Origin of the sequence: Lentzea sp. NPDC102401 (assembly GCF_044765805.1) — a bacterium.
In the GTDB taxonomy this organism is placed as follows: Bacteria; Actinomycetota; Actinomycetes; order Mycobacteriales; family Pseudonocardiaceae; genus Lentzea; species Lentzea sokolovensis.
In genome coordinates this window covers 151,652-175,364 of record NZ_JBIWKS010000007.1, presented here as the reverse complement: position 1 = coordinate 175,364, position 23,713 = coordinate 151,652, and the positions used below count along the sequence as shown (strand labels likewise).

Genomic DNA, 23,713 nt, shown 5'->3' with positions numbered 1-23,713 from the left:
AGCGGGTTGTTCAACGCTGCCGGGTGGTTCGTGCACGGCGATGCGAACGGTTCGATCGGTGCCGGCAGCCGACCGGTGGGGTGAGAGCGTCAGAACTCTCCGAACAGACAACGTGGGTCGATCGGTGGCGTGGCGGGCAAAGGCGCGCCATAGGCAGCGGTCACGTACACGGAATAGAACGCGGCGGCGGTGGTGCCGGGCACCGTCCAGTTCACATGTGTTCTGGCAGTGACCGGGTCGAAGGCCGCGGAAGGGCCGGGCGTCGCGGCGAAGACGGCGCCCGGTTCGGCGCAGTGGTGCCATCCGCGCAGACGCTGCGTCCCCGCCCACGTCGTCACCACGACCCCTGAACTGTCGTCCTGCACCTCAAGCCCAACGTCGGGCCTGAGGTGCGCGGTGATCCTGCTGAGCCGCTTCGCACGCACGGTCAGCACGTCCACAAGGCAGTTGTCGCGCAGGCTCACCCGGCGCATCGCGTACACGTCCGGGTAGGCGTCGGACACGTCGACGACAACGCTGTCGGAAGTGTGGGTGACGAGCTTGCCGCCGCACGCGGCCTGGTCGGCGCCGTCCACGCTGAAACAGGGATGCGCGCTGGTGGAGGCGTAGTAGCGCGACCACTGCCGATGTCCCCGCAGGACCTGGCCGTAATCGGGCTGCCAGGCCGACTCCGTCCCGTACAGGAAGAGCGACAGCTTGTCGAGATGTCCTTGCGAACCACGGTGGGAGCCGAAGCCGATCACTGCGTGAAGGTGCTCGTTGCGCAGCATGGCGTACCCGGCGTTCGGGAAGATCTGCACGACTTCCCCACCCCCTCGCGGTTCCTCCCAGCCTCTCAGCCGCAGCAGGCGGTCGATCTCGCCGTACTCGTGTTCGCTGGACGGGAGCGCGTAGGGCGAGTCGTGCAGAGCGATCACGTCCCGTGGCCTGCGGATCGCGTGGAAGACGTCAATCATCTTGCGCAGCCTCTGACGCACGTCGGCCGGAACATCTCTCGTGGCGACGTGTTCCAAGGCCAGCAGGTGGGCATGCAGGACCGAAGCGTGGTGGTGGCCGCCACCTGCCCGCTGCCAGCCATCGGCGTGGGTGGTGAGCAAGATGTGCTCGTACACCCCGTACGGCTCGTCGAGCCCGGTCCTGGGCGAGACAGCGCCACGGATGCGAGCCGCCGCGGATGCGCACAGCAGGGCGGCCGCCACGAACCAGGCGGTGTCGCTGGACCTGAAGTCCTCCCGGTCCACGACCACGTCCCGTGCTCGCCGCATCGTCCGCTCCAGCGAGTCCAGAAGGTCCAGCGCCGGCTCGAGGACCGCACCGGCACCCGCGTCGTACAGGGAGTGCGCCGCGCGAGCGATCGTCACCGCCCAGACGGCCTCGTCGCAGGCGTGGCGGAACAGCCTGCCGCGCAACATCCAGGCCGGAGCGTCGCGATGTTCCGGCAGGCATTCGCTCACTGCCGTGTAGAGAGATGAGTATCCCAGCAGTCCCTCGGCCGCAGCGCTCCTGTCGGCCGCCCTCCTGGAGCGAGCCAGGCCGAGCAGACGCGTCGCGTGGGCCTGATGGGCAAGCGCGACCCACGCGCCCCTGACGGTTTCCGTCGACAGGCGGCACCCGTGCCGGCACGAGACTCCATCGTCGGGGAACTCGCCGGACAACAGCCCATCGCACCGGAGTTCGCATCCGTGTGTGGGGCACACGTAGTCGTGCCGCTGACCGCCGAGTTCGAACGGCGGCACCGAGACGTCCACAGGCTTGGTCATCGGCACCGCGCCCCGCCGTCGGCCTCAGCTGTGGCGGCGGCCCCCTTCGAGGCGATCCTTCCGCCCAGAACCCTCATCGGGCCTCCCACCACGCTCCCGAACCGATGCAGCTTCACAGATCTCGTCCACTCCGGACAATCCGAGAAGTGCGGAGAGACCCACGAACCCTTGCAGGACTCGGGAAACCCTCGCGAAGTCGCTCGGATGGTGCCAGGGAGTTCCGACCTGGGCAAGGTCCGGCCCGGCACGACGATGTCCCCTTCACCACCATTCGTTGCACCATCCGCAACGAATGGTGGTGCGCTCAACTGAACATTTCCTGAAACCAGGCCTCCCTACCGTTCTGGAACACGACAGGACGAACGAAGGAGCTGACCGGTGACTCACGTGCGAGAACAGCTGTCCCAGCTGCCGCTGCTGGAACTGACGACCGGCTTCATGAGCTTCAAAGCGTTCGCGGCGGCCGTGGAGCTCGACGTGTTCACATCGCTCTCCGGCGGTCGCGAGGTGACGGAAAGCCAGTTCGCGGCCGCGGTGGGGCTGCAGGAGCGACCGGCCCGCCTGTTGCTGCCTGCCCTGGTCTCCCTCGGCCTTCTGGAGAAGCACGGCAACGCCTACCGCAACACACCGGTCGCGGAGCAGTTCCTGGTCAACGACAAGCCGTACTTCTTCGGCGGCTTCCTGCAGTTCTACAACCACGCGCTCTACAGAGGATGGGAACACCTGGTGGAGGCCCTGCGCGCCAACACATCCGTGCTCTCACCGGGCGGTGACACGGTCTTCGGGCCCGACGACTTCATGATCCGCTACTTCTGGGAGGCGATGCACGCTCTCGCGGGCTTCACGGGCAAGACGCTCGCGGACGCCTACGACTTCAGCGCGCACAAGCGGGTGCTCGATGTCGGGGGTGGCTCCGGCGGCATTCCGATCGAGCTGTGCCGGACCGTCGCCGGCCTGTCCGCGACGGTGTACGAGCTTCCCCACGTCTGCCCGATCGTCCTGCGCAAAGCGGAGGAGGCGGGGCTCGCCGACGTCGTCGACGCACGTCCTGGCGACTTCACCGCGGACGAGGCCCTCCCGTCCGGGTACGACGTCATGATCCTCAGCCAGGTCCTGCACTGCGGTGACGAGGCGGGGAACCGCACCCTGCTGGCGAAGTGCCTGTCGGCACTGGAACCCGGCGGCACCGTGCTGATCTGCGAGCTGCTGCTGAACCCCGAGCGCACCGGGCCCAGGCCCGCGGCCTTGATGGGCCTCAACATGCTCATCGCCCACCCCGGCGGGGAGAACTACTCCGAACAGGAGTACCTGACCTGGCTCGCCGAAGCCGGCTTCGTCGACCTGAGGGTCGAACGCCTGGAAGCCGCAGGCGCGAACGGCGTCGTGATCGGACGTAAACCTCTCTGAGCCCGATCACCCGCCGCACAACCGATCCACGAGGAACTCATCGTGTCGAGCATCTCCGCCGCGACCGCGGCCACCACTCGCGTTCCCGTCCTCATAGTGGGTGCGGGCCCGGCAGGACTGATCGCCGCCGCACTGCTCAGCCAGCTCGGCGTCGAGTTCCTCCTGCTCACCGACCGCCACTCCCCCTCGGTTCTGCCGAGGGCGCACGTTCTCAACCAGCGGACCGTGGAAGTCCTCCGCGGCCTCGGCCTGGAGGAGGAGGTGTACCGGCTCGGCACGCCTGCGGGCAACATGAGCCGAGTGGGCTGGTACGCCGGTTTCGGCGGCACCGACAGACGCTGCGCGTCGCTCGAACTGTGGGGCGCCGGTGGCGGGAACCCGGCGTGGGTCGCGGCCAGCCCCTGCCGGACCGCGAACCTCCCGCAGCACCGTCTTGAAGAACTGCTGTTGCGCGAAGTGGGGGAACGCGCACCGGGCCGGGTCAGGTTCGGTCACCGCGTCGCCGCGGTCACCCAGTCGGCCAGCGCGGTCGCCGCCGAAGTCGTCACGGGCGACGGCGAGGCCCCGCACGTCGTCGAGGCCGACTACCTGCTGGCGTGCGACGGCGGCAGGGGCATCGGCACCGCCGCCGGGATCGGCACGGAAGGCGTCGACACGATCGCTCACATGGTGTCCGTGCACTTCAGCGCCGATCTCTCCCGAAGCGTCGACGACGAGGACGTGTTGCTGCGCTGGATCTGGCGGCCTGACACCGGAACCGGCGTCAGTCTTCTTCCCCTCGGACCCGACACGTGGGGCGGCAAGTCGCGTGAATGGGTCCTGCACCTCAACGAGACGCCTGGAGACGCACCACCACTCGACGACTCGTCCGCGGTCGAGGAACTTCGGACAGTGCTGGGCATGGCCGACGACCACGTCCAGGTACACCGGATCATGCGCTGGACGGTCGGGGGAACCGTGGCCGAGAGGTTCCGCGAGGGCCGCGTGTTCCTTCTCGGCGACGCGGCCCACCGGCTCCCGCCGACCGGCGGGCTCGGGCTGAACTCCGCGGTGCAGGACGCCCACAACCTCGCGTGGAAGCTCACGGCGGTGCTCGGCGGGCACGCGGAGGACGCGCTGCTCGACACCTACGAACTGGAGCGCAAGACCGTGGCGGCCGCGAACGTCCGCCACTCCGTGAACAACGCGATCGGCCACCTGCTGGCCGTGGAGGCGCTCGGCCTGGGGCCGGGCGGTGACCCCGCCGAGAACGAGGCCGCGCTTCGGCGGTTGCGGAGCGGACTACCCGAGGACGCCGATTTCCGCGCGAGCGTCCTGAGGGCCGTCGCAGCGCAGTCGGCGGAGTACAACGCGCTCAACGTCGAGCACGGCTTCGCGTATCCGTCGGGTGCGATCATCCCGGACGGTTCACCGGAACCGGACAACCCCGACCCTGTCCGCGTGTACCAGCCGAACACCCGGCCCGGCGCGCCACTCCCCCATGCCTGGCTCGACAGCCCGCACGGAGCGCGAACAGCCGTCGGCGACCTGGTCCGGCCCGGTCGTTGGCTGCTCATCGTGGGCGAGGAAGGCGACCGGTGGAGCACCGCCGCGGAGACGCTCGCCGCCGAGGAGCGGTTCCTGCTGGACGTCGTGCGGATCGGCCATCTCCGCGGCGACCACCTCGACGCGCGGTCGACGTGGACGGCGTCGCGAGGCACCGGCCCGGACGGCGCCGTGCTGGTGAGACCGGACCGCGTGGTCGCGTGGCGACACGTCGGCGCGACGTCCGCGCCGGAGGAGGACCTGCGGCGTGTCCTGACCGCACTTCTCCGCGGATGACGCCCTCCCGAGCGGCTTCGTCTCGCCGTCCACATCGGACCTCGGCGAAGCACGCCTCACCATCGCAACCACTGCGCGGTCACTCCGGTCACCGCCGCACCGTCCGTGTCCACCAGCTTGAGACCGACGAGCCGACGCGCCGCGTCGGAGGTCTGCACCCGGAAGGGCGGCGCGTCGGACGAGAGAACTCGCAGAACGTGGTCGGCCACTTCGTCGGGCGTCTGCGCCCGCGCGAGCCCCACGGTGGAGCGTTCGAGATAACTGCGCAAAGCCCGTGCGTAGGGCATTGGCGCTGCGCCGGCCGCATCGCGCCACCCTTCCCCGGAACCGTTCTCGAGCTCGGACCCCACGCTCACGTTCTCCAGGAAGTTCGAGCCGACCGCACCGGGCTCGACGACCACGACGCGGACACCCTGGGTGGCGGCCACCGGCGCCAGGGACTCCATCATCCCCTCGACCGCGAACTTCGCCGCGCAGTAAGCCTCGTTGAACGGCTGCCCGACGACGCCACCGACACTCGTGACGGTGACCAGCCGGCCGCGGTTCGCGCGCAGGTGCGGCATCGCCTCCTTCGTCACGTGGAGCACGCCGAAGAAATTCACCTCCATCGTCCGGCGGAAGTCTTCGACGGAGTCCACCTCCACCGTCCCCACATGGCCCTGACCAGCGTTGTTCACCACCACGTCGAGACCACCGTGGTCGGCGACCACGCCGGCGACCGCAGCCGCGACCGAATCGCGGTCGACGACGTCGAGCCGGCGGACGTCCACCCGCACACCGGCTTCGGCAGCTGCCTCGAGCAGATCACCGGCCTTGGCTGTGTCACGCATTGTGGCAACCGTGCGGTAACCGGCCCGAGCGGCTTTCACGGCGACCGCGAGGCCGATTCCCGACGACGTTCCGGTGATCAGGGCGACAGGGCGCAAAGCATTCTCCACATGGTGACCGGGTGGCGTGCGGACACTGACGACTGTTGCCGTCGCAACCGCGATGGCCACCTTTTGCGTAAAGCTTTCACGATTGACGAGAACCGCAGCTGGTCCAGACCAAAATCGGATAGATTCGCAGCTCAAGCTAGCATTCGGACACTCAGCCAATCGGTCGTCTTGGGCAAACCTTGAGGTTCAACGGAGCAACATTTGCAATTGCTATGCAAAGCTTGCATGGCTCTCCGAGGCGATGCACTGTACGGATGCGGAAGACCACCAGACGACGCGGAGAGGCGGGTACCAGCGTGAACGGCCGCGACAAGAGCTGTGATCGGGAAAAGGAGCACAGCAATCTCACCGATCTCTTCCCGGCGCACCTCGAGCGCCGTCTGCAGGCCGTCCTGGCCGGCCTCACCGCAGACCCCCTGACCGGTCGAATCGTGGTCGACCCACCCGCGGCGGTCGTCGTCTTCGAGGCCGGTGCGTCCTGCTCCCGGCACGGGCGTTCCCTCGGTGACGCGCTGCCCCAGCTCCGCTGCCTGCTGACCAAGCTGCTGCACCGCGAACGCGCGACGCAGCCGCATCACGTCGCCGAGGTCGTGGAGCGGCTGTCACAAGCCTTCTTCCGCGGCTACCACCAGCACGCCGCCAACCGCGCAGGAAAAGAACTCGCGACCACGTTCGCGGTGATGGTCCCGCCTCCGGCCCAGGACGCGCGCATCACCGGCGGCGCCGCGGAGAAGGTGCTCCGCATCGACCCGCTCCAGCCCGGCAGGCTGCTCATCGCCGCGAAGCCGGAAGAGGCCAAACACCTTCTCGCCGAGCTCCACCCCGGGCTCAGGGACGAGCACTGGACCGGAATCGCCGCGTCCAGGAGCCCGAACCGCAGGCTACCGCTGGAACAGGCGCGGCGAATCGCGTTGATCACCAGAGCGCTCGACTGCCCGCCTGGGATCTACGAACGCCAGCACGTCCTGCTCGAACTGCTGGCCGTCCAGGACGCGGAGACCGAGAGGTCACTCGCCTCGGTGGTGTCCAGGGTCATGCAGAACGACACGCTGACGCACACGCTCAAAGTCCTCTTCCACACCAACGGCAACCGCAACGAGGCCGCCCGTCGGCTGTTCGTTCACCGCAGCACCCTGGATTACCGCATGACCCGCATCTCCCAGCTCACCGGCTGGGATCCCAGCGACTCCCGCGAGCTCATGCTGTTCCGCGCGGGCTTCGCCGCGGTCGCCGTCGACGAGGAACGTCACCGTGGACTCAACATCGCCTGAGGACCGAGCGCCCGACCGACACCGCGCGGAACGGCCTACCCACCGCCTGGACGGGGAACAGGACCTGTGGACGCACGTACGACCAGTTCGGGCGTCACCACGGTCGTAGGCGGAATGATCCGATCTTCGCCACTGGTCAGGTCCCGCAACGCGGCGAACGCGGCGGCGGACATGGCGGCCAGCGGCTGTTTGACCGTGGTGAGCGGCGGCTGGAAGAAGGCGGCGAGGAGGACGTCGTCGAATCCGACCACGGAGATGTCCTCCGGAATCCGGTAACCGAGGTCGAAAGCCCCGCTCGCGAACCCCAGAGCGCACATGTCGTTGACGCAGACGAAAGCCGTCGCCTGCCCTTCGCCTCCGTTGAGCAGCTCGCAGGCCGCAGTGCGGCCGAGTTCCGCCAGCGCGGTGTCTCCGAACGGCACATGACCGCGCTCCGGCCACACGACACAGTCCTCGAGCGACAGTCCTGAATCCGCCACGGCCGCACGGAAGGCCCGCGTCCGCTCGTCACGGCTCACACTGGGGATCGGGGCCGAGACGTAACAGATCCGCCGATGCCCCAGGGAGCGCAGGTGATCCACCGCGAGCCTGACGCCGCGGGCATTGTCGATGCACACGTTCGCGACGTGCGCCGGGTCGCCTGGCCGACCGGAACGGTCCATCGCGACCACGCGCGCGCCTCGGTCGATGAGCGGTTCGAAGTGCCGCAGGTCCAGTGAGGACGAACAGGTCACCACACCGCGCACGCCTTCGGCCAGAAGTTGTTCGACGTAGCGGACTTCGCGGTTCCGATCACGCTCGCTGTTGCACACCCGCAGCTGGTAACCGTCGCGCGAGGACACCTGCTCGAGTTCCCGCGCGAGCGCACCCCAGAAGGGGTTCGCGAGCGACGGCACGAGCAGTCCCAGTGCAGGCCCGGCCGGGAGCTGCTCAGGAATCGGCCCCCACTCGTCCTCACCGGTCGCCGACAGCATGTGTCCCCACTCCCGTTGTCACCACGTCCGAGCCGGTCAGCCCCCGTGTTGACCAGTCGGCAGCCGAGCTTACTGTCGCTGCCGCGCCGTCGCTGGACAGCGGCGGTTCGAGTACCGTCGAGGTCGACGCGGTTGGGTGGCTGGCGGAGAAGAGGGCGGCGCGTGGCCGACGAGGTCTCGCTCAAGGACGTGGCGGACACGGCAGGAGTGTCGCTGGCGACCGCGTCGAGGGCGTTGCGAGGCCTGAGCACCGTTGCCCCCGCTACCAGGCAGAGGGTGGAACTGGCCGCTCGTCGGCTGGGATACGTGGCGTCGTTCAACGCCTCGAGCTTCGCGTCCAGGAAGACGAACTCCATCGGTTTCATCGTCCCGTACGTGGACCGCTGGTTCTTCAGCAAAGTGATCGTCAACGCCGAGCAGGAGCTCCGCCGGTACGGGCTGGACCTGGTCCTCTACAGCGTCGGGCTGGAGGAGGAACAGCGGAGACGGTTCTTCACCGAGCTGCCGGTGCGCCGGCGGGTCGACGCCCTCGCGGTTCTGTGCCTTCCGCTGCGTGAGAGCGAGATCGCGGCGCTGGAACTCCTGCGGATACCCGTCGCCACGCTGGGCACGCGCGTCGGGGATCATCCCTGTGTGCGGATCGACGACCACGCCGCCGCCACCACCGCGGTCCGCCACCTGATCAACCTGGGCCATCGCGACATCGCGATCATCACCGGCCAGGCGAACGTCGATCTTGGCTTCACCTCGAGCGGCGACCGGGTCAACGCGTACCAGGACACCCTGCTCGCGGCGGGAATCGAACCGGATCCGCGCTGGCGGGTGGACGGTGACTTCACCGCGGCGAGTGGTGATCACGCGATGTCACAGCTGCTCAGCCGATCGCCGTTGCCCACCGCGGTGTTCGCGGCGTCGGACGAGATGGCTTTCGGCGCGCTGGGATCGTTGCGGCGACATGGCATGAGAGTTCCCGAGGATCTGTCGTTGATCGGCTTCGACGACCACGAACTCGCCGAACCGCTGGAGCTCACGACCGTTTCCCAGCCCGTTCCGGAACAGGGCAGGCTGTTGGGAAGGCTGCTGCTGGAACAGCTCTCCGGAACAGCGGGCCAGCACGACATCGTGCTCCCCACTCATCTCGCGGTGCGTCGCAGCACGGCGCGCCGACTGCCCTCGTAACGGAGCAGCGTGCTCCGCACTGGTGCGCCGCCGGCGTCGAGGCCGGCAACGGCTTGCTGGAGCAGGTGCGCGACAGTCCGCATCACACCGTGGCACACGCGAAGGCAGTACGACCACTCCAGTCCCGTCTCCCGACGACTCGAGAAGAAGACGGCCATCGGACGATGGCCGCAGGCTTTCACGCCCTCGGCAAAGTACGTCATCGCGACGAGCGATCTCCATCAGCAGAATTCGGAATGCCTCTGACAAATTCGGGACGAAGCCCGCTCACCGGCAGGCTCACCTGATCGATGCCGGAGCTCTGGAAGGCTCACAGCGCTCGGGACAGCGCCACCAGCTCTCTCACGTCGGCGTCCAGCCCGTCCGAGCCCGGCAGGGCGAACGCGACCGGAGCCATCGGGGCGTCTCCGGCGCCGGCGCACAGACGCAGGGCCGCACGCAACCGCTCCGCGGGAGGCAACGTCGCCGGCAGCAGTGCGGCATGAGGACCGACTCGCACCAGACCGTCACGACACTCGATCACGCGGCGGTAGTACCGCCGGTGGACATGGAGCGGACTCACGCTGCGCCACCACGGCAACAGCGGCAGCCGCTCAAGCCGGTTCTGCGGGAACGACGCGTTCAGCAGAGTCCACAAAGGACCCAGCTGGCGGTACGCACGCAGTCGCTCGAACCAGATGCGCCCGCCGAGGACCTTCAACACGACTACAGGCGTCATGACGCCGCACACGAACGAGATGATGCCGAGCATCAGCACGAACACCGCCGCCACGAGCACGGAACGCGGAGCAGGAGAACTGAAGTACCGCAGGACGTTCGACGCCACGAACACGCTTTCGGCCGCTGCCAGGAGCGACAGCCCGACGGTGATCGCCCACAACCCCCAGCGCACCCCTGGCACGGCCCCGGGCGCACTGCGCCGCGCCCAGACGATCATCACGACGAACGCGTAAAGCAGGTATGCGTTCGCTGTGCCGTAGAAGAAGGCGATCGCAGCGATCCCCGTCGGACCCCCTCCGTTGGAGCTGGGCACGAGTGCGGCGGCAACCCTCAGGCTTTCAGGAGTGGCCAGCACCGCGACCGTCATGACGACGACGCTCAAGGCCAGTGGGACAGCCTGCACCCTCGCAGCGCCGCGCGAGGTGCCAGGCACAGCGCTCACCAGGAAGAAGCAGATCAGGCTGTAGACACCCGAGGCGAGCAGCACGTGCTGGACGAGCTGGCACACGAGCGGATCGAGTTCGAGGAAGGACTCCCCCACCGACGCCGCCTCGCCGAAGGGATGCCCGACGGCCCAGCAGGCGATCAGCGTCGTGACGCAGTGCAGACGCCTGTCTGCCGGCTTGCGCACCGAAAGCCACAGGAACAGCGCCAGCGCGGTGAACCAGAGGACGGCCTGAACGCTTCTCAGATGTTCCACCACAGCTCCCGTCTCGGTGAACCAGGACCGCTCGCGGTCACCAACTCCACTCGCTGGAACGCGAGCCGCAGCCCATCAGCTCCTCGACGTTCCCGGGCTCACCACCCTTCGGACAGCCGAACTGGTCGTGGACGCAGACCGACCGGCCCAGTTCCATGATCTCGCCGAGCGGCCGGTGTTCTTCCCGCGACCGCCACGGCGTGATCATCGTGGCGTCGGCCGACACGAGGTTGGCGTCCATCGAGATGTCCTGGCGCGGCACGAGGATCCTGGCGACGGTGACGAACGGAGAATCCTGCTCCGACCACCGCTTGGACGTGTTGTGCACCGGCGTCCGCGAGAGAGCGACAGCCAGTTGCACCTGCAGGTCGAACCGGTGCTCGCGTTCACCGGCCTCCTCGACCAGGCCGGCGCGGAAGGACTCGGCGGCGGTTCCGGTGCCGGCTTCGTGGTCGACAGATCGCGACGACACCTCGGCCGGTCTGAGTCGCACCTTCGCGATGTAGTCACCATGCCTGAGCGCACCGATGCTCCAGTAGTCGTAGCTCAGCAGGTTCTTGTGCGGTATCGACTCCAAGGTCACGAACGAGAACAACTCGTCCCACAACCAGTCGCCGCGCGGAAGCGTGCCATCACCGGTGACGAACCTGTAGAACCAGTCACGCCGATCTGCCTCGGCGAGCAGGACCTCCGGCAGTTCTGCGCACAACGCCTCAAAAGCGACGTAGTCGCGTGCCGTGTTGCAGAAGAACGTAGGGCTGTTGATGAGCTCCAGGTCGAACGTCCCAGCGTCCGGACCGTCCTTCGTCAGCGAACGGCCCGGAACGTCGAACATCTTGACGCCGACCCCGCAGACGGCTCCGAAGCCCACTCCGGGGCGGATGCGGCCGAGACCGTCGGAGAAGCGGAGAACCGCGGGAAAGGTGTGCGGCTGCGCGTAGATGCCCTGCGCGTACTCGTCCGGCAAGCCCGCGACCACGTCGACCGAGGCCCTCACCAAGCCGTAAGAGCTCGCCCGCACGCTGTGTGCCGCGACGTTCTTGACCAAGCGGTCCCTCGACTCGGCGAAGCCATCACTGAGAATCGGCCAGTAGTCGGCGAACTTGTAGTACGTCATCCGCGTCCACTCCGCACGTACGAGGCGAGAAGAACCACGCGTGCCCCACGGCAAGAAGCTCACGTGTGCCGGGAAACTACGCCATGCTCACGACTACCTCCATCAGAAGAAGTCGGAGAGCATCGAGTCTCCTGAGTGCACGATGATCTGAGTTTCGCTCTGCGCCTGTGCGGACCTTCACACCGGGGTTTCAGCCGCCACCGAAACCGGCGGTGCGAGAAGGGGTGGTGCTGAACTTGCCCTGCCAGCTGGCCTGCGCACCCGAATCGCCGATCCGATAGGTGTCGTAGACCGCAGCTCCTGCCGACACCACGGCCAGGATCGAGATCACGACGGTCACCGTGGCGGAAGCCGGTGCCAGAAACGCACGACGACGGCGCTGGACCGCGGACGAGCCGCTACCGGCCGTGTCGATGGCCTGGATCTCCCGGCTCTCGCGGTCACGCCACCAGATCGCCAGAGCGAGAAGAGCCACGGGGATCGCGACGATCAGAGCTGTGTCGCCGAGTTCGGCGTGCGCACGTACCAACGGCGTTGCGGTGACGCGGTGTTCGAGCCATTCACCCGCCTCTGTTGTGACCGGGACGAGGACGACGACCACGCCGGCCAGGATCGCGTTCGCACCGGCGAGTCTGTGGCGCGCGGCGGGCCAGACCGCGCTGAGCACGAGCAGCAGGGCGGTGAGTGGCAACAGGACGACGACTGCGTGCACGAGCAGGATGTGGGCGGGCAGGCCGTTCAGGGTGTTCATGATGTCCTTGTGCGGTAGGGATTCTCATCCACGGGCGGCATCGAGTGCCGACTGCAGGGACTGCTGGTAACCCTCGGAGGTGTAGGTGGCTCCGCTGACGGTGTCGATCTGTGCGCTTTGCGCCTGCAGCGTCTCCTGGTTGAGCCGCGGCACGGCAGCGGAGTTGATCCGGACGTCGCGCCCGCTCTCCTGCGGGTACTCGACAGCCTGCGCGTCGGTGATGCGGCCGCCGGAGACGGTGATCCGCACCCGCACCGGGCCGTAGCGGGTGTCGGCGGCTTCACCGGTGAACGTGCCGTCTCCTCCGGGCGTGGAACCGGGTGCGGCGGTACCGGTCCGCTGGCCGCCGGATGACTGGCCCTCGGCGACCGGAGCGATGCCGGTGCTGGTGCGGTAGCTGAACACCAGCACGAGGGCCGAGGCGGTCGCCGCGACGGCGATGGCGATCCTTCGCATCGGAAGTCCTTCCCTACCAAGCGAAAAGTTCGGAGTGGAGCTGGCCGACCGGCACGCCGGCTTGGCGTGCGCCGGCGAGCACCGCGGTGGTCCAGGCCTGCGGACCGCAGACGTAGACGTCGTGGTCGGCGATGTCGGGCACGAGGTGGCGCAGCACGGTGCTGTCGGGCGCGGAGGCGTAGCCGGCGGGTAGCCAGGAAGCGGTGTCCGCGGAACGGTGACCGAGCAGGTAGTGGATCCGGATGCCCCGCCGTTCCGCCAGCTCTTCCAGCTCTCGACGGAACAGCAGGTCTCCCTGATGGCCGGCTCGGTAGAAGAGCACGGCGTCGCCGGGCGCGTACGGCAGCTCCGCCAGCAACGCCCGCATCGGTGTGATCCCGATGCCCGCGGCGAACATCGCCACCTTCCACCGGGTCCGGACGAGCGCGGTGAGCGTCCCGTACGGACCTTCGACCAGGGCGCGGGTGCCGGGGCGGAGGGTGGCCAGGCGGCGGCTGCCGGGGCCGAGGTCCTTGGCCGTGATCCGCAGGCGGTGTCCGTCGGGTTCGGCGGACAGGGAGTACGGCTTGCCGCGCGTCCAGCCCGGTCCGCCGAGGAATCTCCAGACGAAGAACTGTCCCGCCACCGCCACCAGCCGGTCGAGGTGCCGGCCGGTCAGGTACACCGAGACGGTTCCGGGGCCTTCGGGCACCACCTGGTCGACGACGAGCCGGTGCCGGAGGTTGAGCCGGATCGGCAGGCCGAGGCGGAACACGAGCACCGCGCCTGCCGCCAGCGCGTACGCCGTCCACCAGAACGCGGTCGCCACCGGTGAGGCGGTGAAGTCGGCGCCGGTCCACAGCTGGTGCGGCAACGCGAGTCCCACGCCGAGGTAGGCGTAGAGGTGCAGCAGGTGCCACGACTCGTACCGCAGACGCCGTCGTGCCGCCCGCACCGACGTCACGGCGACGAGGATCAGGGCGACGGTGCCCGCGGTCGCGAGGAGCATGCCGGCGTAAGTGGTCACCAGAGTCCAGATCTCGGTGACGAGTCCCAGCTGGTCGTTGGCGGCGTAACCGAGGCTGATCAGCACGATGTGCGCGGCCATCAGCGAAACCGACGCGAACCCGGTGAGCCGGTGCATCCGGGCGAGTTCGTCCTGTCCGTAGCTCCGCTCAAGCCACGGGATTCGCGCCATCAGCAGCACCTGCAGGAGCAGCAGGTCCGCCGACAGCAGCCCGGTGAGGCGGCCGGTGGAGGTGAGGAACCCGGCTGTGGTGCCGAGGTCCTGCACACCGCGGTCCGACACCCACAGCGCGGTCACGAACAGCAGGCTCGCCCATGCCGTCAGTCCGGAGGCGTCACGCCACCACGCGCGCACCGGACGTGGTCGCCGCAGTGCGGCGTGTGGCGTGGTGAGGGTAGTCGCCATGGGTGCTCCCGGAGGTAGATCGTCTCGATCCACACTTCCGGGGGCCGGTTAGTCCTTGACGTGATCCAGGTGAGAAACCGGTAAGAAGCGATCAGCCCCGACGGTGAAGCCGACGACGGCACCCCCGCCAGGACGCGGTTCGGCGAAGACCGTGCCGCCGTGGGCGAGAGCGATCTCCCGCACGATCGACAGGCCCAGGCCGGATCCGGGCAACCCACGCGCGGCGTCGGCGCGGTAGAACCGGTCGAACACCCGCGCCACGTCCTCGTCACCGATCCCAGGACCGCGGTCGAGCACCTGTATCCGGCCGTCGCGTGCCACGACCTCGATCGGGCCTGCGGGGTCGAACTTCACGGCGTTCTCCAGCAGGTTCGACACCGCGCGCTCAAGCGCCTTCGCCTGGCCCACCAGTGAGATGTCCTCGACGTCCGCGGTGACGGTGCGGCCGGTCCTCCTGCGGACCCGGTCGACGGCACGCGCGACGACCTCACGCAGTCCGAGAGGTTCCGGCTCCTCGGACTCGTAGCGCCGGGTCGCCAGATCGACGAGCTCGTCGACGAGATGGCTCAGCTCTCTGGACTCCCCGTCGACGTCGGCCAGCAGGCGGACGCGGGCATCGGGATCGAGCTCGTCGAACCGGCGCAGCACGCTCGCGTTGGTACGCAGGCTCGTCAGCGGGGTGCGAAGCTCGTGGGCGGCGTCCTGGACCAGGCGTTCCTGGTCGGCACGGCTGTCCGCGAGCCTGCCGAGCATCCGGTCGAACGCCGCGGCGAGCCTCCCGACCTCGTCATCGCCACCGCCGGGCACCGCGACGCCGTCGAGACCGCCGTCGCTGACCCGCCCCGCCACCTCCGTCAGCCTCACGAGCCGCCGGGTGATCTGCCGGGCGAGCAGCCAGCCCAGCGCCGCGGCCACCACCAGCACGAGCGCGCTGACCGCGGCGATGCTGCCCGCCAGCGAACCGAGCACGTGCCGGGACTCGTCGACGTCGATGCCGAGCTGGATCGCCCCGCGACCATCGCCCAGCGCCACGGTGATCACCCGGTAGTCGTCCGGAGCGACCGTCAGGTCCTGGTAGCGGCGTTGTCCGGCCGAGCCGGAAGCGGCCAGCTCACGGTCCTCGTCATCCACGGCCAGTCGCACAGCCCGCCCACCGATCGGACGCACCTGCCCGTCCGGGCCGATGGACTGGGCGACCATCGGCTGTGCCTGGTGAAGGCCGTCACCGACGCGACCACGCGTGATCGGACTCGGGTCGAGGACCTGCGTCGCGCCGGCCGCGACCTCGGCGGAGGTGGTCAGCAACGACCGGTCCAGCTCAGCGCCGATCTGCCGCGACGCCGCCTGGTAGCTGAACACGCCCACCAGCACCGCCGTGGCCGCACCCACCCCGGCAAAGGCGATCACCAGCTTGCCGCGCAGGTTCACGACGGCCGCACCGAGTAGCCCACCCCGCGCACGGTGTGGATCAGCCCCAACGCACCGGCCTGTTCCAGCTTGCGCCGCAGGTAGCCGATGTACACCGCCAGGTTCTTCGAGTCGGAGCCGAAGTCGTAACCCCAGATCCGCTGGTAGATCGTCGAGTGGTCGAGCACGATCCCCGCGTTGCGCACCAGCAGCTCCAGCAGGTCGAACTCCGTCTTCGACAAGGCGATCTCGGTGCCGCGCCACCACACCCGCCGCGCGGCCGGATCCACCACCAGCTCCCCCAGCCGCAACGCGCGCTGAGCCGCCGTCCCCAGCTCCACCGAGCTCCGGCGCAGCAGCGCCCGCAGCCGGGCGAGCAACTCGTCCAGCTCGAACGGCTTGGGCAGGTAGTCGTCGGCGCCGGCGTCGAGCCCCGCCACCCGGTCCGGCGTCTCCACCCTGGCCGTCAACATCAGGATCGGCGTCTGATCATCCTCGGCCCGCAGCACCCGGCACACCCCGAGCCCGTCCACGCCGGGCATCATCACGTCGACGATCAGCACGTCGAAGACGTTCTGGCGAGCAGTCGCCAACGCACTCACCCCGTCCACGGCCTCAGTGACCTGGTACCCCTCCAGGGCGAGCGCGCGCACGAGCGACTCACGGATCGCCCGATCATCATCGGCTAGCAGAACACGGTGCGGCACGACGCCATAATGCCCCGCCGAACCCGGCACCGAGCACCGGTCCGTTCGGACCTGGCAGATCGTCGAGCGACGTGCCACCGACGATGGCGTCGCCCATCGGCTCCCGACTCGCCGCGTGTTCGCCTGGGTCGTACTCACGGTCGCCGCCGGCGTCGCGATCGCCGTGCCGGCGTTCCCCGGCGCAGCGATCGCGACGCCGGCGGTTCTCGACGGAAGTGGCGCGGCCTCCTCACCTGGCCGATGAAGCTGTTCAGCCGGGTTCCTGGTCGGCGGCGGGCAGTTCCCTGCCGGTGAAGCCGGCGTACGCCTCCCGTCGGGTCCGCTCGACCATGTGCGGGTAGTGCAGGTCGAACGCCGGCCGGTTCGAGCGGATCCGCGGCAGTTCGGTGAAGTTGTGCCGCGGTGGCGGGCACGAGGTGGCCCATTCCAGCGAGTTGCCGAACCCCCACGGGTCGTCGACCGTCACGGCCTCGCCGTACCGGTAGCTCCGGACGACGTTCCAGATGAACGGCAGCGTCGAGGCACCGAGGACGTAGGCACCGACGGTGGACAGCGTGTTGAGCCCGGTGAAGCCGTCCGTGGCGAGGTAGTCGGCGTAGCGGCGGGGCATGCCCTGGTTGCCGAGCCAGTGCTGCACCAGGAACGTGGTGTGGAACCCGACGAACGTGGTCCAGAAGTGCAGCTTCGCGAGGCGTTCGTCCATCATCCTGCCGGTGATCTTCGGGAACCAGAAGTAGATGCCGGCGAACGTCGCGAACACGATCGTGCCGTACAGGACGTAGTGGAAGTGGGCCACCACGAAGTAGGTGTCCGAGACGTGGAAGTCCAGCGGTGGCGCGGCGAGCAGGACACCGCTCAGCCCACCGAACAGGAAGGTCACCAGGAAGCCGACGGAGAACAGCATCGGCGACTCGAAGGTGAGCTGTCCCTTCCACATGGTGCCGATCCAGTTGAAGAACTTGATGCCTGTGGGAATCGCGACGAGGAACGTCAGCAGTGCGAAGAACGGCAGCAGCACGGCCCCGGTGGCGTACATGTGGTGCGCCCACACCGCGAGCGACAGCGCGGCGATCGACAGCGTCGCCCACACCAGTCCTTTGTAGCCGAAGACCGGCTTGCGGGAGAACACCGGGATGATCTCCGAGATCACCCCGAAGAACGGCAACGCCAGGATGTACACCTCGGGGTGGCCGAAGAACCAGAACATGTGCTGCCACAGCACGACTCCGCCGTTGGCCGGGTCGAACACGTGCGCCCCGAGCAACCGGTCCGCGAGCAACCCGAACCCGGCCGCCGTCAGGATCGGGAAGACGATCAGCACGAGAATGCTGGTCACCAGGACGTTCCAGGTGAAGACGGGCATCCTCCACATCGTCATGCCAGGACCGCGCAGGCAGACCACCGTCGTGATCATGTTGACCGCGCCGAGGATCGTGCCGAGACCACCGACCGCGACGCCGACGATCCACAGGTTGGCACCCACTCCGGGTGAGTGCTCCACACTCGACAGCGGAACGTAGGCGAACCAGCCGAAGTCGGCGGCACCGCCGGGCGTGACGAACCCGCCCAGCATCAGCAGCCCACCGAAGAGGAACAACCAGAACGACAGAGCGTTCAAACGCGGGAAGGCGACGTCCGGTGAGCCGATCTGCAGCGGCAGCACGAAGTTGGCGAAACCGAACACACTCGGCGTCGCGTAGAGCAGCAGCATGACGGTGCCGTGCATCGTGAACAGCTGGTTGTACTGCTCAGCCGACAGGAACTGCAGGCCCGGGCGCGCGAGCTCGCCCCGGATCAGCATCGCCATCGCCCCGCCCACCATGAAGAACGCGAACGTGGTGACCAGGTACATGACGCCGATCTGCTTGTGGTCGGTGGTGCGGAACAACCACAGCAACGACGAGCCTTTCGGCCGAGCACGCGCCGCGCTCGCGTGAACCTCGATCGGGGTGGGAACCAATGCCGTCACGGATCTCTCCAGTGTCGTCCGGGAGGAGCACTTACAGGCTCTTCCTGGCGACAGAAGGCCTTCAGAGCACAAGGTCACTCCAGTCAGGGACCTTCGCCGGTGACACCTCGTGGACCGATGGTCTCCGGTCGCCAGGTGCGCAGCGGCGGAACGTGGTCGCGAACTCATCGGCTCCACCACGCGGGGTCCACGACGCACCCGGCGAGACCGAGCTGCAACGCACACCTGCCGCACGTCGCACGTCATCAATACCTGGCACGTCCGCACGGTTCAGACAGGCCAGGCAGATCTTCACGTGATCTCTGCGTCACGGAGCGGCGCGGCGGCGCTCACCGCCTCGAAGGAGTTCAGCCAGGTGAGGGTTTGCCTCCGGCGCACTTTTACGGCATCTTGATGGGTGGAGCGCCGGGAAGCCTGGTCGGCCCGCTCGTCACAACACGGTGGCGGCGGATACACGACTTGAGGTGCCATGCCTCGGCTTCGATCATTCTCCGCACTCCCTTTCCCCCGGTTCGCCAGGACGGGACATCCGCCCGAACGCTGATCTGCGCGTCGGTTCGGTTAGCTGGGCACCCCGATGCGGGGCCGCTCGTCTTCTTCCTGTCTTCCAAGGCGTTCACGCCGCTGGATCACTTTGGGGTGAGGTGTGCCGTGGTTCTGGTTCCACGCATGATTCCGTTGATCGACAGCCCACAGGTCGCCATCGCGCTGGCTGCGCGGTGGCAGCGCACGAGGACCTTCGTCCTCATCTCCATGGTGGGTGTGCCGTTGTTGCTCGGCCTGCTGTGCCTGGCTTTCGCGCTCCTGCCCCACCTGCAGGCCACTGACGTGCCCTGGTGGTCGGTGATTCCGGTTCTCACGGCCGCGGCGTCCGGCGTCGCCCTCGTGGTGTGGCTCCGGCGCGACGGCCTCACCGATCCGGCCTCGTGGTTCCCCGCAACCGTGCTGATGACGGGCACCCAGCTGGTTCTGGGCGTGGTACCGGGCTTCGGCATCGCCGTGCGCACCGCCACCGGGACCGCGGTAGCGGTCAAGGCGTTACTCGCGCTGGGTGTTCTGGGCGCGGGTTCGGCGTGGCCGCTGGCCAGGAAGGCGTGCCACTCGCTGCTGGCCTCTCCGGTGGCCGAGCTCGGCTCCACGCCGTTCCGGCTGGTGTTCCGCAGCGCGTGCTCGCGCATCGTCATCGGAACGGACCGGGTGGACTGGACTTTCCGCGAAGGCGGTGGCCGGCTCGACGCCGGGGTCTCCTTCCACCATCTCCACGACGTGTCGGTCACGATGAAGAGCACGAACCGAGGCAACGGTCTCGCACTGGTACTCCGGACTTCGTCGGGGACCTGGGCCGTACCCGCGGAGAAAGCGGTCGTGCTGTGTGAACTCCTGCGCCTGCGCAAAATCCGCTGGGAGCAGCGCGTCGAGGCGGCGGTCGAGCAGGAACGCGCACGCTACCTCGAAATGCTGGAAATGCTCGGCGCGGCGAGAGCGACTTCGACTACGGACGACGGCTCCGTCGCGGTCACCGTGAACGCCGACGGGATCACCACCGGCATCGAACTGACCGGACAGATCCACGCCAGGAACGCCCAGCTCGTCTCGGCCGAGCTCATGACATGCCTGGAGCGGGCACGGGCCGATGTCCGCGAGCACGTCCGGGACCTGAGGGTGGAGCACTACGTCAGCTCACCGACGAAGAAGGAGCTGTCACTTCTCGCCCAACAGGTGCCCGAACGGTCCGCCGCATGACTCGATCGTCCACAAGGGAGCGTTGGTCTCCGAGGTGTGAGCGGAGCTCGCGCCCACCTGAACTGCCCGGGAGGGCGCATGGCCAAGCAATCCACGAGGTCGGCACCGGCCGACGTCCCGGAGTTCGCCCGAGCCCTGCGGGAGATCAGCGTCGCGGGCAGGGCGCTGTCGGTGCACGAGAGACATGAGCTGCACGACGCGGGCGCCGGCGCAGCGGAAGACGGTGTGCCGCTGCGAGATCTGATCACAGGTCATCTGGCAGAGATGTGGCGGTCCTGGGCATCCTTGCCCGGTGTCACGGGCGCACAGTCGACCGACGCCCTGAAACGGGTCGGTGAAGCCGTGTTCCGTGCGGCGGAGGACGCGGTCGGCGAGCTCACCAAGGGCTACGAGGAGACTCAGCGCTGGACGGTGCGCAGAGAGGAGTCGCTGCGACGTGAGTTCGTCGACGACCTTCTCACCGGACGCGATGTCGGCCAGCTCGCGGAACGGGCCGAGCGCTACGGGCTGCGGCTCGCGGGCACGAACGTCGTGGCCGCGGCGTGCTCGTCCAGGCCCTTCCTCGACTCGGACGCGGCTTCCGCGAACGTCCAGTCCGCCATGAGCCTGCGCTTCAGCTCTCGCCACGTACTCGTCGCCACGCGAGAAGGTCTGCTCGTGTGCGTGGTCCCACACGACCTCGCAGGCGCACCGGAGGAGTTCGCCCGCCGCGTCGGCGAGGTCGTCGAACGGGGGTCGCAGTGGCGGGTCGGGCTGGGCCAGCCGCAGTCCGGTCCCGGCGGCACCGTTCGCTCGTTCGAACAAGCACGCAACGCGCTGGAGCTGGCCGACCGCCTCGACCTGGCCGACCGGCTGGTCAAGGCCGCGGATCTGCTGGTCTAACAGGTCCTCCTGCGCGACAGCGCGGCGCTGGGCGAGCTCGTCACCGCCGTGCTGGAGCCGCTGCGACAGGCCAGAGGCGGCGCCGAACGCCTGGTCGACACGCTGAACGCCTACTTCGCTTCCGGACGGGTGACGACCGCGACCGCTCAGACCCTGGGCGTCGGCGTCCGCACGGTCACCTACCGCCTCGGCCGCGTTCGCGAGTTGACCGGGTATCGCGCGGACGATCCGGCCCAGGGATTCACCCTCCAGGTCGCGGTGCTCGGCGCCCGCCTGCTCGGCTGGCCCAGTCCTGCGCTGTGATTGCCGGTGGTCGGCAGGCAGCGGCGCCTGAAATGGCCGGGCTGACACCTGTGCCACGACGTGACACGGACCGACGACGGAACGGAGACGTCGCGCGTTCGACGCGTACCTCCACGTGGGGAGGGTCGCACCATGGATCCCTGGTTCGTCTGGCTGATCGTCGCGCTGGTGCTCGCCATCGCCGAGATCTTCACCCTGACAGCGGCGCTGGGCATGCTCGCCGTCGCGGGCTTCGTCACCGCGGGTACGGCGGCGATCGGACTGCCGGTTCCCGGGCAGCTCCTCGTGTTCAGCGTGGTGTCCGCGCTGGGGGTTCTGCTCGCCAGGCCCTGGGCGCGGCGCGCGATGTCGCAGCCTCGCCTCGATCGGTTCGGCGTCGAGGCGCTCGTCGGCGCCAGTGCCCACGTGCTTCGCGAGGTGAACGCCCACGAAGGGCTGGTGCGCCTGCGCGGAGAGGACTGGACGGCACGGCCGTACGACGAGTCCGTCGTCGTCCCCGCTGGAAGCACGGTCGACGTTCTGCACATCGACGGCAGCGTCGCCGTCGTCTACCCACGGGAGTGAGCCATGTCCACACTGCTCATCGCCGGACTCGTGCTCGCGGTCTTCGCGGCGTTCACAGTTCTGCGCGCTGTGCGCATCGGGCTCGAACAGCAGCACGAGAACAAGATCATGTGAACGGCGCCATGGCCGTTCGTGAGGTACGGTCGGATGGTTGCCGTTGCTAACGGCATGGTGTGCCGGGAAGTCTGGTCGGCGTTGCGGCCGACGACACCCGGAGTGAGCCTTGACCCACGCGAAGACCCGGTTGTTCAGCCGCGGTTCCTGGCCCGAGGCCAGGCGCATCTCCGACCTGCTGCGCCTGGAGACGGTCGGCGGCGTCATCATGCTGGTCGCCGCCTCCATCGGTTTGATCCTGGCCAACTCTCCGTGGGCATCGATCTACGAGACCCTCAGGTCGGTCGAGTTGGGCCCCGAGTCCCTGCACCTGCGGCTCAGCCTGGCCGAATGGGCTTCCGACGGCCTGCTCGTGATCTTCTTCTTCGTCGCCGGCCTGGAGCTCAAACGCGAGTTCGTCGCCGGTGACCTGAGGGATCCCCGGCGCGCCGCGGTCCCGGTCGCGGCGGCGTTCGGCGGCGTCGCGGTGCCCGCGCTGATCTACGCGGGGATCAACCTCGGTGGTGGTCCCGCGCTGGCGGGATGGGCCATCCCGACCGCGACGGACATCGCGTTCGCGCTCGCGGTCCTCGCGGTGATCGGGCGCTGTCTCCCCTCGGCCTTGCGCACCTTCCTGCTCACCCTCGCGGTCGTGGACGACCTGATCGCGATCGTGATCATCGCGCTCTTCTACACCGATCACCTGTCGTGGCTGCCGCTGGCGTTGATGTTCGTCCCGCTGACGCTGTTCACCGTTCTCGTGCAACGCCGGGTCCGGGCGTGGTGGCTGCTCATCCCCTTGGCCGTGGCGACGTGGGCGTTGATGCACGCCTCTGGGGTGCACGCGACTGTGGCAGGGGTCCTGCTCGGCTTCGCCGTGCCGGTGATCCGCCGCTGCGGCGAGGGCCCCGGACTCGCCGAGATCTTCCAGCACCGCTGGCAGCCGATATCCACTGGCATCGCCGTCCCCGTGTTCGCCTTCTTCGCAGCCGGCGTGTCCATCGGTGGTCTGAGCGGCTTCGTCAGCTCCCTCTCCGACAGCGTCACTCTCGGTATCGTGCTCGGCCTGCTGGTGGGCAAACCCATCGGCATCACCGCTGCGACCTACCTCGTCGCGCGGTTCACCAAGGCGGAACTGGACGACGACCTGGCGTGGGTCGACGCGGTCGGCCTGTCCGTCCTCGCTGGAATCGGCTTCACCGTCTCGCTGCTGGTCAGCGAACTCTCCTTCGGCGAAGGCAGCAGCGACTACAGCAACGCCAAGGTCGCCATCCTCCTGGGCTCGGTGCTCTCCGCCCTGATCGCGACCGTGATCCTCCGTGCGCGCAACCGGATCTACCGACGCATCTACGAGGAGGAGAACCGCGACGCGGACAACGACGGAATTCCCGACGTGCACCAGGACGAGGCGGAAAACGCCCGGACCACGAACGACTGACGACCAGGTCACCACGCCGGGTTGTAACGCGGTGATGGCCGTCAACGGTTATCTTTCCGTACGAGGTGTGCCGGGAAGACTGGTCGGCGGTTGATTTGTCAC

Annotated in this window: 20 protein-coding genes; 9 read left to right on the top strand and 11 right to left on the bottom strand. The window is 68.3% G+C overall.

Annotated elements, in window-relative coordinates:
• Positions 1-89: 89 nt before the first annotated feature.
• Positions 90-1,760, bottom strand: coding sequence for a heparinase II/III family protein (locus tag ACIRG5_RS25055; RefSeq protein WP_402908553.1), 1,671 nt, complete (start codon positions 1,758-1,760; stop codon positions 90-92).
• A gap of 378 nt (positions 1,761-2,138) precedes the next feature.
• Here ACIRG5_RS25055 and ACIRG5_RS25050 point away from each other — a divergent pair, with 378 nt between their 5' ends.
• Together ACIRG5_RS25050 and ACIRG5_RS25045 are read left to right on the top strand one after the other, a co-directional pair.
• Positions 2,139-3,167: a methyltransferase gene (locus ACIRG5_RS25050; RefSeq protein ID WP_402908552.1), complete on the top strand. Its 1,029-nt coding sequence runs from the start codon at positions 2,139-2,141 to the stop codon at positions 3,165-3,167.
• A gap of 42 nt (positions 3,168-3,209) precedes the next feature.
• Positions 3,210-4,988, top strand: a complete 1,779-nt coding sequence (locus ACIRG5_RS25045) for an FAD-dependent monooxygenase (RefSeq protein WP_402908550.1) — start codon at positions 3,210-3,212, stop codon at positions 4,986-4,988.
• 56 nt (positions 4,989-5,044) lie between these two features.
• Here ACIRG5_RS25045 and ACIRG5_RS25040 read toward each other — a convergent pair whose 3' ends face one another.
• Positions 5,045-6,061 carry an SDR family NAD(P)-dependent oxidoreductase gene (locus ACIRG5_RS25040; RefSeq protein ID WP_402908548.1) on the bottom strand — a complete coding sequence of 339 codons (1,017 nt, stop codon included), beginning with the start codon at positions 6,059-6,061 and terminating at the stop codon, positions 5,045-5,047.
• A gap of 119 nt (positions 6,062-6,180) precedes the next feature.
• On the opposite strand from ACIRG5_RS25040, the gene ACIRG5_RS25035 reads away from it, so the two are divergent.
• Positions 6,181-7,197, top strand: coding sequence for a PucR family transcriptional regulator (locus ACIRG5_RS25035; RefSeq protein WP_402908546.1), 1,017 nt, complete (start codon positions 6,181-6,183; stop codon positions 7,195-7,197).
• 35 nt (positions 7,198-7,232) lie between these two features.
• On the opposite strand, the gene ACIRG5_RS25030 is transcribed toward ACIRG5_RS25035, so the two are convergent.
• Positions 7,233-8,171: a substrate-binding domain-containing protein gene (locus tag ACIRG5_RS25030; protein ID WP_402908544.1), complete on the bottom strand. Its 939-nt coding sequence runs from the start codon at positions 8,169-8,171 to the stop codon at positions 7,233-7,235.
• 162 nt (positions 8,172-8,333) lie between these two features.
• On the opposite strand from ACIRG5_RS25030, the gene ACIRG5_RS25025 reads away from it, so the two are divergent.
• Positions 8,334-9,350 carry a LacI family DNA-binding transcriptional regulator gene (locus ACIRG5_RS25025; RefSeq protein ID WP_402908542.1) on the top strand — a complete coding sequence of 339 codons (1,017 nt, stop codon included), beginning with the start codon at positions 8,334-8,336 and terminating at the stop codon, positions 9,348-9,350.
• A gap of 310 nt (positions 9,351-9,660) precedes the next feature.
• Here the strand turns inward: ACIRG5_RS25025 and ACIRG5_RS25020 are convergent, their stop codons facing one another.
• From ACIRG5_RS25020 to ctaD, 8 genes are all read right to left on the bottom strand, one after another.
• Positions 9,661-10,770, bottom strand: coding sequence for an MAB_1171c family putative transporter (locus ACIRG5_RS25020; RefSeq protein WP_402908540.1), 1,110 nt, complete (start codon positions 10,768-10,770; stop codon positions 9,661-9,663).
• Positions 10,771-10,807: 37 nt separating this feature from the next.
• Entirely contained in the window at positions 10,808-11,950 is a 1,143-nt protein-coding gene (locus ACIRG5_RS25015; RefSeq protein ID WP_402908538.1) for a hypothetical protein, read from the bottom strand.
• 127 nt (positions 11,951-12,077) lie between these two features.
• The gene (locus ACIRG5_RS25010; protein ID WP_402908536.1) at positions 12,078-12,638 is read right to left on the bottom strand and encodes a hypothetical protein; all 561 of its coding nucleotides are present in this window, start codon (positions 12,636-12,638) and stop codon (positions 12,078-12,080) included.
• Between the two features lie 24 nt (positions 12,639-12,662).
• Positions 12,663-13,094 (bottom strand): FMN-binding protein, encoded by a 432-nt coding sequence (locus ACIRG5_RS25005; protein ID WP_402908534.1) that lies wholly within the window; start codon positions 13,092-13,094, stop codon positions 12,663-12,665.
• 13 nt (positions 13,095-13,107) lie between these two features.
• Entirely contained in the window at positions 13,108-14,505 is a 1,398-nt protein-coding gene (locus ACIRG5_RS25000) for a ferric reductase-like transmembrane domain-containing protein (protein WP_402908532.1), read from the bottom strand.
• A gap of 48 nt (positions 14,506-14,553) precedes the next feature.
• Positions 14,554-15,933 carry an ATP-binding protein gene (locus ACIRG5_RS24995; protein ID WP_402908530.1) on the bottom strand — a complete coding sequence of 460 codons (1,380 nt, stop codon included), beginning with the start codon at positions 15,931-15,933 and terminating at the stop codon, positions 14,554-14,556.
• A complete protein-coding gene (locus ACIRG5_RS24990) occupies positions 15,930-16,619 on the bottom strand; it encodes a response regulator transcription factor (RefSeq protein ID WP_402908528.1) in 690 nt (229 codons plus the stop codon). Before ACIRG5_RS24990 ends, ACIRG5_RS24995 begins: the two co-directional genes overlap by 4 nt.
• Before the next feature lie 250 nt (positions 16,620-16,869).
• On the bottom strand, positions 16,870-18,588 hold the full coding sequence (gene ctaD / locus ACIRG5_RS24985; protein ID WP_402908526.1) for a cytochrome c oxidase subunit I: 1,719 nt from the start codon (positions 18,586-18,588) through the stop codon (positions 16,870-16,872).
• A gap of 669 nt (positions 18,589-19,257) precedes the next feature.
• On the opposite strand from ctaD, the gene ACIRG5_RS24980 reads away from it, so the two are divergent.
• The 5 genes from ACIRG5_RS24980 (at position 19,258) to nhaA (ending at position 23,611) form a co-directional block, all read left to right on the top strand.
• A complete protein-coding gene (locus tag ACIRG5_RS24980; RefSeq protein WP_402908524.1) occupies positions 19,258-20,331 on the top strand; it encodes a hypothetical protein in 1,074 nt (357 codons plus the stop codon).
• Positions 20,332-20,409: 78 nt separating this feature from the next.
• Entirely contained in the window at positions 20,410-21,213 is an 804-nt protein-coding gene (locus ACIRG5_RS24975; RefSeq protein ID WP_402908522.1) for a PucR family transcriptional regulator, read from the top strand.
• A 48-nt stretch (positions 21,214-21,261) separates the two neighbouring features.
• Positions 21,262-21,516, top strand: coding sequence for a PucR family transcriptional regulator (locus tag ACIRG5_RS24970; RefSeq protein WP_402908520.1), 255 nt, complete (start codon positions 21,262-21,264; stop codon positions 21,514-21,516).
• Between the two features lie 132 nt (positions 21,517-21,648).
• A complete protein-coding gene (locus ACIRG5_RS24965) occupies positions 21,649-22,080 on the top strand; it encodes an NfeD family protein (RefSeq protein ID WP_402908518.1) in 432 nt (143 codons plus the stop codon).
• 223 nt (positions 22,081-22,303) lie between these two features.
• Entirely contained in the window at positions 22,304-23,611 is a 1,308-nt protein-coding gene (gene nhaA, locus ACIRG5_RS24960) for a Na+/H+ antiporter NhaA (protein WP_402908516.1), read from the top strand.
• The last annotated feature ends 102 nt before the right edge of the window (positions 23,612-23,713 follow it).